General features: G+C 61.7%; 9 protein-coding genes and 1 pseudogene. 9 read left to right on the forward strand and 1 reads right to left on the reverse strand.

Annotated elements, in window-relative coordinates; genetic code table 11:
- Positions 1–72: 72 nt before the first annotated feature.
- Together AC1DFC_RS28360 and AC1DFC_RS28365 are read left to right on the forward strand one after the other, a co-directional pair.
- Positions 73–8,595, forward strand: a complete 8,523-nt coding sequence (locus AC1DFC_RS28360) for a two-partner secretion domain-containing protein (protein ID WP_478180467.1) — start codon at positions 73–75, stop codon at positions 8,593–8,595.
- A gap of 18 nt (positions 8,596–8,613) precedes the next feature.
- On the forward strand, positions 8,614–9,081 hold the full coding sequence (locus AC1DFC_RS28365; protein WP_478180468.1) for a hypothetical protein: 468 nt from the start codon (positions 8,614–8,616) through the stop codon (positions 9,079–9,081).
- A gap of 11 nt (positions 9,082–9,092) precedes the next feature.
- Here AC1DFC_RS28365 and AC1DFC_RS28370 read toward each other — a convergent pair whose 3' ends face one another.
- Complete coding sequence (locus AC1DFC_RS28370; RefSeq protein WP_478180469.1) at positions 9,093–9,305, reverse strand: hypothetical protein; 213 nt, start codon at positions 9,303–9,305, stop codon at positions 9,093–9,095.
- Between the two features lie 147 nt (positions 9,306–9,452).
- On the opposite strand from AC1DFC_RS28370, the gene AC1DFC_RS28375 reads away from it, so the two are divergent.
- The 7 genes and pseudogenes from AC1DFC_RS28375 to AC1DFC_RS28405 all read left to right on the forward strand — a co-directional run.
- Entirely contained in the window at positions 9,453–9,782 is a 330-nt protein-coding gene (locus tag AC1DFC_RS28375; RefSeq protein WP_478180470.1) for a hypothetical protein, read from the forward strand.
- 126 nt (positions 9,783–9,908) lie between these two features.
- Positions 9,909–11,681, forward strand: coding sequence for a ShlB/FhaC/HecB family hemolysin secretion/activation protein (locus AC1DFC_RS28380; RefSeq protein WP_478180471.1), 1,773 nt, complete (start codon positions 9,909–9,911; stop codon positions 11,679–11,681).
- Between the two features lie 43 nt (positions 11,682–11,724).
- Positions 11,725–12,387: a CC0125/CC1285 family lipoprotein gene (locus tag AC1DFC_RS28385; RefSeq protein WP_478180472.1), complete on the forward strand. Its 663-nt coding sequence runs from the start codon at positions 11,725–11,727 to the stop codon at positions 12,385–12,387.
- Positions 12,388–12,473: 86 nt separating this feature from the next.
- Complete coding sequence (locus AC1DFC_RS28390) at positions 12,474–13,034, forward strand: hypothetical protein (RefSeq protein WP_478180473.1); 561 nt, start codon at positions 12,474–12,476, stop codon at positions 13,032–13,034.
- A gap of 227 nt (positions 13,035–13,261) precedes the next feature.
- Positions 13,262–13,861: a hypothetical protein gene (locus AC1DFC_RS28395; protein ID WP_478180474.1), complete on the forward strand. Its 600-nt coding sequence runs from the start codon at positions 13,262–13,264 to the stop codon at positions 13,859–13,861.
- A 68-nt stretch (positions 13,862–13,929) separates the two neighbouring features.
- Positions 13,930–14,226, forward strand: coding sequence for a hypothetical protein (locus tag AC1DFC_RS28400; RefSeq protein ID WP_478180475.1), 297 nt, complete (start codon positions 13,930–13,932; stop codon positions 14,224–14,226).
- Between the two features lie 214 nt (positions 14,227–14,440).
- A pseudogene (locus AC1DFC_RS28405) lies at positions 14,441–14,537 on the forward strand (IS481 family transposase); the annotation flags it as partial.

The following is a 14,537-nucleotide window of genomic DNA, read 5'->3' on the forward strand; positions in this document are numbered from 1 at the left end:
ACAATTGGACTCCGACGCGTTTCGTTGCAGAACCGTTGCGGTTAGCCAAAAAACTCTCAGGGATGTCAGAGCATGAATCGCCAGCTTCACCGTGTCATTTTCAACGCCGCCCGAGGCATTCGGATGGTGGTCCAGGAAACCGCCACGAGCACCGGCAAGGGGTCGAACAAGGCGACGAAGGCAGCGGTTGGCGGTGCTCTGGCCGGTGCAGTGGCTCTTGCTCCCATGCTGATCGGTGCTGCTTTGGCGGGCATGCTCACGGCGACATCGGCCCACGCGCAGATCGTCGGTGCGCCGAACGTCCCAGGCAACCTGCGACCGACCGTGCTGGTCGCACCCAACGGCGTGCCATACGTCAACATCCAAACGCCCTCGGCCGCAGGTGTATCTCGCAACGTCTACAACCAATTCAACATTAGCACCAACGGCGCGATCCTGAACAACAGCCGGGTGAATGTGCAGTCGCAGCTCGGGGGCTACATACAGGGGAACCCATTTTTGGCCTCGGGCCCGGCGCGCATTATCGTCAACGAAGTCAACGGCGGGAACCCGAGCCAGATTCGCGGCTATCTGGAAGTTGCGGGCCAGCGTGCCGAGATCATCATCGCCAACCCAGCCGGGATCAGCATCGATGGCGGCGGCTTCGTCAACGCGTCTCGCGCAACGGTGACCACGGGTACACCGCAATTCAACGCCCTCGGCGGCCTCGACAGCTTCCTCGTGCGAGGCGGCACTGTCACCATCGACGGCGCGGGCCTCGATGCCAGCAAGACGGACTACGCGGCCATCCTCGCTCGCGCCGTGCAGCTCAATGCCGCGATCTACGCCACCGACCTGAAGGTGGTCACAGGCGCGAACCAGATCAGCGCCGACCATACGCAGATCACGCCCACGGCGGGCACCGGTGCCGCACCGACCTTCGCTCTCGATGTGGCTGCGCTCGGCGGCATGTATTCCGGGAAAATCGTGCTCGTGGGCACGGAGCAAGGGCTCGGGGTGCGCAACGCCGGCAACATCGGTGCGAGCGCAGGCAGCCTGGTCGTCACCGCATCCGGCCAGTTGCTCAACACCGGCACCCTCGAAGGCCAGAGCGTGCAACTCGCGAGCACCGGCGGCGACATCGTCAACCAGGGCACGATCCGCCAGACCAGCATGGCGGCGCTGTCGATTGCAGCACCGACCATCTTCAATGCGAACGGCGGATGGATCGGCCCCGAGCCTGTACCGGCTCCCACGGCCGGGGGCGGCAGCAACGGCAGCACAGACACCACACCCAACTCGGGCTCCGGTGGCTCGACCGGCACCCCCGCATTGACCGGGGGCCCGACAACAGCAGGCACACCAGCGCCAGCTCCCGCGCCGATTGCTCCTGGCAGCATCACTGCAGCCGGCGCGATCCTCAACGACGGTGGCAAGGTCTACGCAGGCAGCCCCATCACCGTGCAAACGGCCAACCTCGTGAACAACGGCGGAACCCTGAGCCTGGCGAGCATGTCGCTCAACCAGCCGAGCTTCTCCAACCGGGGCGGAACCATCAATGTGTCCGGCGCCTTCGCGGCCAACCTCGGCACCTTCGACAACGCGTCCGGAACCCTGCGCACCGGAAGCCTGGACATCACCACCTCCGGTGACCTGAACAACCAGGACGGTGTGCTCACCAGCGACAGCAACGCCAATCTCACGGTCGGCGGCTCGCTCAACAACCTGCGCGGCAACATCTCGGCCGCAGGGGCGCTCGCAGCCAGCGTCGCTGGCGCGACCGTCAACACCTCCGGCACCCTGGCCTCCAACCAGGGCTTGGCGCTGCATACCGCCTCGCTCGAGAACTCGCAGGGCAGCATCCAGTCGGCGAAGTCCAGCGTGCAGATCACATCGACAGGTCCGCTTGTCAACGGCGCAGGCGGCTCGATCAACGCGGCCACCGACCTGGGCATTCAATCGGGCACGCTCGCGAACGCCGGCACGCTGCGCGGCGCGAACGATGTCAGCGTGACGCTTGGCGACGTGCTCACCAACGACGGCAACATCACCTCGGGGCGCAACACCACCATCACGGCTGCGAGCGTCCAGAGTGGCACGGCCAGCGTGATGGGCGCGGGCATCCAGAGCGACGGCACATTCGCTGCATCGGGCAGTGGTGCAGGCGATCTGCGTGTCATCGCCACTGGGGCCCTTGCGGCCAACGGCACCAACCTCTCCGCCGGCAATGCGACCTTCCAGGGAGCAAGCGTCGATCTCTCGGCCGGCAAGACCAGCGGCAGCAACATTGCCATCATCGCCACGCGAGGCGACGTGACCACCGACAAGGCCGTCATCACCACGCCCGGCACGCTGAGCATCGCGGCGGCCGGAGCTTTGTCGAATATCAAAGGCACGCTGGGCGCCAACGGCGGCGTCACAGTCAACGCCGCCAGCCTCGACAACGCCACTGGCACCATGGCGTCCGTGGCCGGTGATCTTCGTGTCACGACCACCGGCACGACCAACAACACATCGGGCAGCCTGCTGGCCTCGGGCGCCGTCGTGCTCGCGAACAGCGGCCTCACGAACACCGACGGCAAGGTCAACGGCAACAGCTTTGCCATCGACACCCACAACGCTGCGCTGGACAACACCCGCGGCACCCTGAGCGCAAGCAGCACCGTCGACGTCAACTCGGGTGCGCTCAAGAACGACGCAGGCCTGATCCAGTCCGGTGGCGCGATGGCCATCGACACGCATGGCGGAGATCTCGTCAACACCAACGCCGCCGGCTACGCAAACGGCCAGGGCGGCATCGTCAGCGGCGACACTCTCACCCTGAAGACCGGCGCCGTCAACAACACGGCCGGCTTCATCGGCTCGAAGAATGCCCTGAGCGCCAACACTGGCGAGTTTGTCAATGGCAGCGGTGGCCTTGTGCTGGGCCAGTCGACGCTCGCCATCGACACGCACGGCGCGACTTACGACAACCGGGGCGGCCAGACGCTGGCCGTGGGCGATCTGCAACTCGACGCAGGAAGCATCCAGAACGCGGGCGCCTTAATCCGTTCGGGCGCCACGACCACACTGCGCGCCGGAAACATCGACAACACCGCCACCTCCGACGCCGATCAAGGCATCGAAGGCAAGAACGTGGCCATCACGGCAGCCATCGTCGACAACACCTCCGGCGCCATCCGCGCCGATGTGAACGCTACCGTGATCAGCACCGGCCTCATCGAGAACGGCACGGGTGGCCTGATCTCCGCAGGCGACATCGTGAGCATCGTCGATCCCCATGCGGGTACGGCGGCAGCCAAGACCCTGAGCGTTTCCAACTCCGGCGGCACCATGCTCGCGGGCAAGACGCTTTCTGTGGATGCCGCCTCACTGACCAGCACCGGCAAGCTGCTCTCCCAGGGCGACATGCGTCTTGCCTTGACGAAGGACATGGCGTTTTCGGCGGGCAGCGAAACCATCGCCAATCACGACCTGAGCATTGCGACCAGCGGCAATATCTCCAACAGCGGCCGGATCGCCGCCGGCAACGACCTGTCACTCTCGGCGGCCAACATCGACAACGCCGCCACCGGCGACATCCAGGGCACCACCACCCGGCTGAGCGCCAGCGGCACCGTGACCAACCGGGGCGTGGTCGACGGCGTGGTGACGCGCATCGACGCAGGCACACTGACCAACATCGGCACCGGCCGCATCTACGGCGACCAGGTTTCCATTGGCGTGGGCACGCTCAACAATCTCTCGGAAACCGTCAACGGCACCACCAGCGCCGCCACCATCGCCGCGCGGGTGCGCATGGACATTGGCGCGGGCACCGTCAACAACCGCGACGGCGCCCTCATCTTCAGCGATGGCAATCTCGCCATCGGCGGCAGCCTCGATGCGCTGGGCCATGCCACCGGCTCGGCCACGAGCGTCGACAACCACGCCGCGACCATCGAGGCCACCGGCAATGTCGACATCAAGACCACCACGCTGAACAACACCAACGGCGGTGTCACCTGGGCCTTGCAGCCCGGCACACCCCGCAGCGTCGTCGAGTACGAGATCCCGGGCAGCAGCACGCGCTACAAGGCCGATGACGTGCTCATCGGCTTCGGGGGCCTCCAGCAGTTCCCCGACACCGGCTGGAACAGCTGGAATGCCGCAAGCGCGGCCAATCCGCTGACGGCGGGCAGCGACCCGTATGCGCGGCTGCTGGTTCCCTCCCCGGACTACCAGCTGGCCCGGTTCCGGGCCTACTACATGCAAAGCCCTGCCAGCAGCCAGGACCGGACCATCCAGGAGTGCACTGTCGGGCAGGACAGCACCTGCAAGGCTGTGCCCGTCGCCGGCGCCTGGTATTCGCGCACCGATCCCATCTGGGCCACCTTCGGGATCACGCCACCCGGCGTGGATTTGCCCATGGACTTCATCGGCCGCAAGTACCCGGACATGACCGTGGGCCAGGCTGGGGTAATGGTCCCGGATGCAACCAACCACGACCAGTGGGTCCCCTTCGATCACCCGGTCACCCAGGCCGAGTACGACCAGTGGCAGGACTACCGCCAGGCCCACGCCGCACTGGACAAGGCCACGCTGAAGTTCATTCACACGATCACGGGCTACACCTCGCTCACGGGCACCGAGTACGAGCCCGGACGCTTCGCATCGACCTACGACGCCTACGTCTACGCCGTCACCACGCCCACGCCGGTGCTGCAAAGCTCCGCGCCGGGCAAGATCATCGCGGGTGGCGCGATGAACATCGCCGTGGGCAGCGGCATCAACGAGAACAGCCAGATCCTCGCGGGGGGCGCCCTGAACGTCACCGGCGGCACCATCGTCAACAAGGGTCTGACCGTCGACGCCCCTACGGTGCAGACCGGCACGGTGATGCACAGCTATGTGGAGGCGCACTCCGGGGATGATGAACGGGTCTACCAGATCGCGCCGTACAACCTCACGACCAATTCCACCGTCGTGCTGTCAGCGGCACGCCAGGAAGGCAATGTGGCTGTCGCCGTCGGCCGCCCGGGCCTGGGCACGCTCGCACTCGGGCAGACCGGCGCCGGCGCGCAGGCGGCCGGCGGCGTCGCTGGCAGCACGCGTGTCAACCCCATCATCGAGGTGTCGGCGATCAGCGGGACCGGCGCAACGGCCGGTGTCGCTGGTGCCACGGTCGTGCGCACCAGCACCCCCAGCGTCGGCATTCCCAGCGCGAGCCTGTTCCGAACGCTGGCCGATCCTTCGAGCCACTACCTGATCGAGACCGATCCCCGGTTCGCCAACTACCGCAACTGGCTCAGCAGTGACTACCTGTTGAACAACCTCGGACTGGACCCCAACAACACGCTCAAGCGCCTGGGTGACGGTTTTTATGAGGAACGCCTGATCCGCGAACAGGTGGCTCAACTCACCGGTTACCGCTATCTGGACGGCTTCGAGAGCGACGACGCGCAGTACACGGCCCTGATGAACGCCGGGGCGACCTTTGCGAAGCAGTACGGCCTGCGCCCGGGCATCGCCCTGACGGATGCGCAGATGGCGCAGTTGACAAGCGACATCGTCTGGCTGGTCGAGCAAACCGTCACTCTGCCCGACGGCAGCACCCAGCGCGTGCTGGTGCCGCAGGTCTATGTGCACGTGAAACCGGGCGACATCGACGGCTCCGGCGCGGTGCTGTCCGGCGGCAGCGTGGACATGCGCTTGTCCGGTGACCTCACGAACTCGGGCGGCACGATTGCCGGGCGCCATGCGGTGGCGCTGTCGGCCGACAACATCAACAACCTCGCGGGCCGCATCACAGGTGAGGACGTCACCCTCAAGGCCCGAACCGACATCAACGTCATCGGCGCCGTGGTCGATGCCAGCAAGAGCCTGACGGCCATCGCGGGGCGCGACATCAACGTGGTGACGACCACCCGCGACTCGAAGAGCGACACGGGGCCGCTGGCGCGTTCGAGCGCCGACAGTGGCGTGAATCTCAGCGCCACGACGCTGGACCGAGTGGCGGAGCTGTACGTCACGAACCCGGGGGGAAGTCTCAATGTCGTGGCCGTGCGCGACGTCAACCTGATCGGCGCCGAGGTCAAGAGCGCGGGCGATGCGACGGTTGTCGCGGGGCGTGACGTGAACCTCGGCACGGTGACGACGGGCCGCACGGATGACATTCGGTGGAGCTCCGACAACACGCGCAAGGACGAGACGAGCAAGGAAATCGGGACCACGATCAGCGGCGCAGGCAACGTGGGCGTTGGTGCCGGGCGCAACCTTACAGGCGTTGCCGCGACGCTGAACGCGGGCGAGACGCTGAGTCTGAGCGCGGGCGACAAGCTGACCTTGATGGCTGGCGAGAACTCGACTTCGGCCAGCACGAAGGATGCGCAGAAGGATGGTCTGAGTCACTCCAGCGCGAATGCCGACAGCCAGGAGACCACCCTGGCGCGCACCACGCTCACGGGCAAGGACATCCAGATGCGCAGCGGTGGCGACATGACGCTTAGCGCCATCGAGGCCAACGCGCAAACCCTGGGCATCGACGCCGGGGGCAAGCTCAACCTGCTCACGCAGAAGACGACCAGCGCGTTCAGCGGCTCGGAAACCGATGGCGACGGCGCCTGGGTCTCGGCCAAGAGCGCGGGCCACACGGACGAGGCCAGCCAGTACAACCTGTTCAATGTCCAGAACCTGAACATCAAGGCCAGCGGCGGGGTGACGGCGCAACTCGGGCAGAACGCCAGTCTTGCCGATCTGGCGAAGCAGCCCGGCATGGCATGGGTGGACCAGCTCACATCCGATCCGGCCCTCGCGAACAGCGTCGAGTGGCAGCGGGTGCAGGAAGAGCACAAGAAGTGGGCGCAGAGCCAGACCAGCATGGGGCCGGTGGCGTCCCTCGTGGTCAGCGTCGTAGTGGGGGTTGCAACAGCCGGTGCCGGCTCCGCCGCGGTCGGAACGGCCGGCACAGCGACGACGACAGGAACCGGTATGGCCGGTGCGCTGGGCTTGTCCGCAACGACGACCACCATCGCTACGGCAGCGATGCAGGCGGGCATCACGGCACTGGCGAGCCAGGCGACGATCTCCTTCGCCAACAACGACGGCAACCTAGGAAAGGTGTTCGATGAACTGGGCAGCAGCCAGGGGGTCAAGAACATCCTGACTGCGATGATCACTGCTGGCGCCATCCAGGGACTGAGCGTGGGAGGCGTGCTGCCCGAGAACCTCGCGAACGCCACGAACGGTTCGGCGCGATTCACAGACCAATTGCAGCGCCAATTGGTCGATGGTGCCGCCAGTGCGGTGGTGCGCAGCGCCATCAATGGCACCAGCCTGGAAGACGAACTGCGCACCGGATTGACGAATGCGCTTCTGAATACGGTTGCAGCACAGAGCGCGAATTGGATAGGTCAGAACGGTCCGCGGGGCAACGGCTCGCTCAATACATTCACCGCCGAAGTCGCGCATGCCATCGCAGGATGCGCAGTAGGCGTAGGCAGGGCCGGCAACAGCGACGGTTGTGCTCCAGGCGCAATAGGTGCAGTGATTGGGCATCTGGCAGCCCAGTTCATGAACCCCACCAGCGATCCCAGCCGGGCGTTGGAGACCGTGGCGTTCTCGCAGATCATCGGCAGCCTTGCGGCCGCCGTCGCTGGTGGCGATGCGCAAGCGGTCTACATCGCTGCGGGCGCTGCGGGAAATGCGGTGGAAAACAACTGGCTGAGCCAGAAGCGGCCCAACTTGCTAACCCTTTCGGAGCAGGAGAAATACGATGCTGCCGTGGCAGCGTGCGGCGGGGGCGACAGGACGGCGTGCAACACGCGGGATCAGCTGGCCCAGATTTCAGCGGCGCGCGATGCTTCGTTGCGTGATGCATGTGTCAATGGCGGGGGATCGTCAGTCTGTCAGACGGAGGTCCAGCGTGCTCAGGCGGCGGGAAACAGAGTCTTCGTCGATGGTCAGGGGAGCATCACAGTCAATGGGGTTGCGTTTGCCACGGCGGGCCCGATCGTGACGCCTTTCACCACGTCGACCGCAGGCCAGATCGCTCAAAGCACCGCGGATGGCCTCATCCTCGAAGCTGGAAATCAAGTGGTTGGTGCTGGTCTTGGCGTGCTTGTTCGTGGCGGTGGAACTGTCTCTCAGGCAATAGGACAAGCAGGTAACGGGGAAGGTCTATTCACAAATGTGGCACGAGCTCCCTACACGCCTACCAATTCAACGTTTGGACAAGCATTTGATTTTTCGTGCGTCGCGGCGAGTTGCAGGATGGCAGCAAACCTTACCGATACCCCTGAAGCATACGTTCGGCAAGCTATATTGACCGATACGTCAGGGACGGCGCTGTCAAATGTTCCAAATGGACTTCAACGGCTCGGATTTAGTGGTACCGCCAGATACTCAACAACGATGACAACTGAGTCAATAACCGCAGCAACCAATAATGGTGCCTCAGTTATTGTCAATGTAACTACTGAGGCGGGTGGCACTCACGCGATTGTTGTTGACTCCATTAAAGGAGGGATGGCGTATATCCGCGACCCTTGGCCATTAGGAATTGGCTCAAGTTACGCAGTCCCTGTAAACTCTCTTGGATCTGTTCTTACAGGCAGGGGTGTGACTGTGCGCCCGTGATTAATATTAGGAATCGCTATGCAAAAACAAGCTGATCTATACCTCTGTGAGTCCGTGCGGTCAGAGCGACTAAAGTTTATACATATCTTCGATAGGAATTTTTCCTATGACGCTGAGAAATACTATTCTGGATACTTGGGAATTAATGTAGGTAGAGTTAAGTTAATATCGGTAATTTCTGATTTGAGAGCGCACAAGGTCGACTGTTTTGGCGTTCCGATTGAATATAGAGATTTTGAAAATATTTCCATGTCTCGGGCGTTTGATTTTGCAAAAAAATATGCCAGTGGGGCTGGTGCGTCGGTTTTTGAAATATCGCAACCCCAGTCAAAATGCCCTCCCGTTTATTGGAGATTTGGCCTAAATCAGGAAAATGGAATCGAAGAAAAGGCCGGTGGCATAGTAATGATTGATCGACTTGATGGGCATGTATGGACGGATGCCGAAAATGATGAGTATATGTATGACTATAACAATATCTTTTAGGATTTAGTTAATCACCATGATTTGTTTGGCGCAAGGCGCTTGCGATAGAAGAGCGACAGTCGGGTTCGGCCTGCAATGCGCGGAGGTGAAAAGAAAAATGGTTCAGCATCTTTGTTTTGCAATCTGTTTGAACGAGGCTTGGCTTTGAGAATGCTCGGAATTCTATTTGCGAATTGTATTTTTATTTTTGGCGTCGGCTTTTCGTTGGTTGTCTTGCTCGCCATGCCCTTGATTCGCTGGGCAATTCATGGGGTGCTTTATTTCCCGGTCAGTTCATTTGAACTTCGCAGTCTGCTGTTTGTCGTCCTCGTGTGACGGTTGTTGCAACAGCCGTGACGTGGTTGACCGAAAGTACGACTGGGGCGTCCGTTATGAGCATTGATAATGAAATTTCTTTTGAGGCAGCACAACAATTGGCCAAAGAACAAGCCGAGTCGCTGCTGCGTGACTACATTGAATCAGACGTCAAGATTCTCGATAAGAAATTCATCGAGCGCAATGAGTTTTGGATGTTTTTTAGAAATACGGGGTTAAAGTTTTCACCCGAGGCTTCGTTACCTGCTTCCGCCGCTTACGTTGTCAGCAAAATGGGAGAAACCAGAATAGTTGCTGATTTGCCAGATGATGAAGTAGGTTTAAAAAAACTCGAGGATCAGCTTGCGGAGTATTTTCAGAAGCAAATGGGAAAAAAGAAAAAATAATCCAGGTCATCGCAGATGCGATGAGAGAAGTGTCTTGGCTTCGGCACAACTTGGAAACCTTTGTAGCCTGCAGGCGCGCTTGCCGTCTTAGTCGCTTTGTCGACGCATCGTGGAATAGAAAAGAAGATGATCAGGGAGATTCAATTGCCCGCGCGTGCTGCTTTGGCTACCGCGCTGTTTGGCCTTCCGGTGCTTGCAATAGCCCAGGTTCCCAGCGCACCGCAACCCTTTGTCGAGCAACAACGCCAGCAGGAGCGAGAACGTGCTTTGCGCGAGCAGAACGAGCGCACTGTCGACCAGCGCCCGCAGGCCGCTCCTCCGGCTCCGGTTCGGCGCATCCCTGAATCCGAATCGCCGTGCTTTCGCATCGACCGTGTGCTGTTGGTTGGTGAGCTGCTCGCGTCTTTCCAATGGGCCGTTGCCGATCTATCAGGCCCCAAGGGCAATGATCCACCCATCGGCCGTTGCCTCGGCACGGCTGGCGTCAACGTGGTCCTTGCACGTGCGCAACAAGCTGTCATTGCACGCGGCTACGTCACCACCCGCGTGCTCGCCGCGCCGCAGGATCTCTCTACCGGCACGCTGACCCTCTCGCTGGTGCCCGGCCGCATCGCCGCCATCCGCACGACCGCCGACTCCTCATCGACTTTGCTCGGCAGCTCCGCCTTGCTAGCCACAGCCATTCCCGCACGCCCCGGCGATCTGCTGAACCTTCGCGACATCGAGCAGGGCTTGGAGAACTTGAAGCGCGCCCCCACCGTCGAAGCCGACATTCAGATCGAGCCGTCGACAGCGCCGAATGCCAAGCCCGGCGACAGTGATCTTGTCGTCAAGTACGTCCAATCCAAGAAGTGGCGCGTCACCCTGAGCCTGGACGACAGCGGCACCGAAGCCACGGGCCGCTACCAATCCGGCGCCACCCTGTCGCTGGACAACCCCTTCGGCCTGAACGACCTGTTCTACGTCAGCGCGAACCACAACATCAACAACCACGTCTTCAGCGATCCGGCCAAGGGCACCGAAGGCCAGACGGTGCATTACTCGCTGCCGTACGGCTACTGGATGCTGGGCTTCACGGCGTCCAACAGCCAGTACCACCAGAGCGTGGAAGGTTTCAACGGCCCCATCAGCTACGCCGGCAAGTCCAACAACGCCGAGATGAAGCTTTCGCGCCTGGTGTACCGCGACCAGCGCCGCAAGACGACGCTGGCGCTCAAGGGCTTCCGCAGGGAGTCGCGCAGCATCATAGAGGACACGGAAGTGCCGGTGCAGCACCAGGTGGTGGGCGGCTGGGAACTCGGCCTGAACCACAAGGAGTTCATCGGCGAGGCCACGCTGGAAGGCACGCTGGCCTACAAGCGTGGCACGGGCGGCTTTGGCGCCAGGACCTCGCCGCAAGAGATTGCCCACCGTGACAACCCGAGCGAGCCGCTGGACGGCACTTCGCGCCTGAAGCTGTACACGGCCGACATCAGCCTCAATGCGCCGTTCAAGCTCGGCGAGCAGAAGATGCGCTACTCCGGCCTGATCCGCGCGCAGTGGAACCGCACGCCGCTGATGTCGCAGGACCGCTTCGCCATCGGCGGGCGCTACACGGTGCGCGGCTTCGATGGCGAGACGAGTCTGCTGGGCGAGCGCGGCTGGCTCATCCGCAATGACATCGGATGGGCCATGGGCCAAAGCGGGGCGGAACTGTACGTCGGTGCCGACTATGGCCATGTGGGCGGCCGCTCGACGGTCGATCTGCTCGGCCGCAGCCTGGCCGGCGCTGTCATCGGCGTGCGCGGCCAGTGGAGCAAGCTGAGCTACGACTTCTTCGTTGGTGCGCCCATCAGCAAGCCCGAGGGCTATCGGACCGCGAAGGTCACGCTGGGTTTCAACCTGAACGCGAGCTTCTAGCTCCACACATCAAATCAACGGCTCAATTCCAGGGAGGAAATTCATGTTCATTAAGACGTTCTCAACGCTGCTCGCAGTGGTCGCACTGACCGCCTGTATCGCTCCAACACAGTATCGGGAATCAGGTGTCGGAGGCAACAGTTTCGGCTACGCGAGCAACAAGCTCTCCGACCAGGTCTATCGCGTTCGCTTCATCGGCTCGTCGCGCACGCCGCCGCGTTGGGGGGATGCGTTCGTGCTCTACCGCAGCGCACAGATTGCGAAAGAAGCTGGCGCACCTGCATTCAGGATCGTGGAAGGCACCGTCGACACCACCGTGCTCACCGGTGACGATGTCTTTGGTCAGATGAGCCTGCATGCCGACGTCGAAGTAAATCAGGCCGTGCAACAACCGCAGATCGATGGCGACCGGGTTGTCGGCGCCCTTGAGCCCTACATGCAGCGAACCGCGGGCGCGATGCCTGTGTTCCGGACGCCGCCCGCACCAATGGCTGTCAAGAGCCCAGCTCCCTTGTTCATCTACATACCCTCCAGCGGAGCGGGTCCTGCGCAGGCAGGGCGATCCATTCTTGTCGAACTGCGATCCGAGCTCAAGAACATGGATAAGCAGACGTTCGTCACCGACGAGGTTCTCGGTCGACTTGGACCTCGGATCAAGCTGGCACCGCAATCTCCGGACGCGCCCCGTCTCGCTTCCATCACTTGATCGGCATACATCGGGTTATGCGCGACCGACGTTTCGAGTTCACATCCCGCGCAAGGCCCAGGCCCTTACACCAACAGGAAAAATTCATGACGACCAGCAAATATATTTTTGTCCTCGCCGCTCTGACCACGGTGATGCTCACTGCCTGTGGTTCTCGCCGCCCCGCGGTGCCCGAAGCCGAGCCACCGGAGCCCACGGCCAACGCCCGCAATGCGGTGATCCTTCCCGCCATCAGCTACGGCAAGACCACCAAGGGCGTGCAACTGACCAAGGCCGATGATGCGTGCGATGTCCCCGCATCGCTGAACCAGGCCATCCAGGATCAATTGCTTGCGCCATATGAGTTTGCGGTGCCGTCGTCATCGGCCAATGTTGCTGGCGCACCGACCCTGCGCATCGAGATCACGGACATCCTGGCCAATGCCGGTGGGCTCTACGGCGGCCCGAAGATCGTGCAGTTGCACGGTGTGCTGGACCGCCCCGGCGCCGCGCCAGCCCAATTCACAGCGCAGCGTCAGATGTTCATGTACTTTGGCATGCCACGCAGCACCTGCAGCATGGTGGGCGTTGTGACGTATGCGCTGGGAGGTGACATCGCCAAGTGGCTGCAAAAGCCGGTGGACGCGGCGAAGCTCGGGGAACTGTGAGCAGAAATTCTCGAACGAGACCGTTCAATCCAGGTGTGGGCATCGGTGTGCGCGGTCAGTGGACCAGGCTGAGCTACGACTTCTTTGTGGGCGCGCCCATTCGCAAGCCCGAGGGCTACCACAGTGCCGAGGTGACACTCGGCTTCAATCTCAACGCGAGCAACTAGGGGTTTCGACTCCACAAGTACGAAGTTCACGATCCATCAAATGCAAAAAGAGTCGCTCCCTTGAAAATACAAACTATCTGCAAGCTCGGCCTGTTGACTGGAGTCGTCGCGGTCCTGATTGGTTGCTCAACCGAGCAAAAGGCGGCCATGGCGGCACAGAACAGGGCAGATGTCGAGGCCGCAGTCAGCGCCTACGACAATCAACTCGTCCAGTCCGGCGAGCCATATGCGTTGCTCTCGGCGCAACCGCGCCCCATCGACGACGTCGCCGTTTTTAGCCCCTATCAACTTCAGACGATCGACGGCAAGAAGTTGGAGCGAACGCCTTATTCATTCACCCGCGCGAGGCCGCTTCCGAGAGACCTGGCATTCTCGGAACTGAAGGTTCCGGTGGGAACCCATGACTTGACAATCAACGGTGGAGCCATGCGCGCCTACTTCACCAAGTTCTCGAATGTCAAGTTCGAAGCCGGCAAGCGATATGTCATCGTTGAGGAAGTAGCGCTTGACGAAACGATCACAGTCCACATCTCGGAATACCGTCAGGACAAACGTTTTGCGCCGATCGACAAGGAGTACTACGTCATCGGCAAGCGCATCAGCGATGTTGTCGAGAGGGGCGGATCGACCGTGGTGAACCTTCAAAGGTCCAAGCCGTGAGGATCGCCGCTGCAATTGTTTTTCTTGCTGTGCTATCGACGGGGTGTTCTATCCTAGGCTATCGCGACGTGAATGACCTCAAGACCGAAGCCAAGTATCGGATTTCCAAAGAGATCGATCGTGATCCGGTTCTCGTCTACAGAGACGTGACGTACGCATTGGCCGCATGCACTCGGAAATCTCCAGCCGCCCCATATCGGGCCGTGGCCTCGAACTTGAACCGGGAGACCGAGCGCGGGGAGGTTTCTCTGACGCATGAAGGTCGGGTCATCGCGAGGTACGAGATCTCAAAAACCGGTGACGGCAAAGCACAGATTTTTGGGTGGTGGCTGATCGGCGCTCAGTCTTGCCAGCCTAGGCTTTGAGCATCGCCGCGAATCGTTGACGGCTGGGCGGGCAACGCAAATTTCTGAAGATGGCCATGGATGGACACAACACCGGCAACGGATCTGGGGGACTATCACGTTCAGGCCATGGCTAGTTGTGAAGCTCCAATAGGTTGTATCCGGTGTTCATCCGGATTGGGYTTGAGAGACTGGAAGTCGCCAAACACCCAATCCACTCAGGACGCCCAACCGGATGAACACCCATAAGCATGCCCGACTTACCTTTGCCCGCCGATTCGAGATGGTCAAGCAGATGACGCTGGAGGGCTTGGATGCTGTGCGCGCAGCTG

It is taken from the genome of Variovorax sp. 10L421 (assembly GCF_056395365.1).

Excerpts from the sequence above, each read along its gene's own strand:
- AC1DFC_RS28375 (WP_478180470.1), top strand. The coding sequence starts at position 9,453 with ATGAGCATTGATAATGAAATTTCTTTTGAGGCAGCACAACAATTGGCC.
- AC1DFC_RS28365 (WP_478180468.1), top strand. The coding sequence starts at position 8,614 with ATGCAAAAACAAGCTGATCTATACCTCTGTGAGTCCGTGCGGTCAGAG.
- AC1DFC_RS28380 (WP_478180471.1), top strand. The coding sequence starts at position 9,909 with ATGATCAGGGAGATTCAATTGCCCGCGCGTGCTGCTTTGGCTACCGCG.
- AC1DFC_RS28390 (WP_478180473.1), top strand. The coding sequence starts at position 12,474 with ATGACGACCAGCAAATATATTTTTGTCCTCGCCGCTCTGACCACGGTG.
- AC1DFC_RS28370 (WP_478180469.1), bottom strand. The coding sequence starts at position 9,305 with ATGGCGAGCAAGACAACCAACGAAAAGCCGACGCCAAAAATAAAAATA.
- AC1DFC_RS28385 (WP_478180472.1), top strand. The coding sequence starts at position 11,725 with ATGTTCATTAAGACGTTCTCAACGCTGCTCGCAGTGGTCGCACTGACC.
- AC1DFC_RS28360 (WP_478180467.1), top strand. The coding sequence starts at position 73 with ATGAATCGCCAGCTTCACCGTGTCATTTTCAACGCCGCCCGAGGCATT.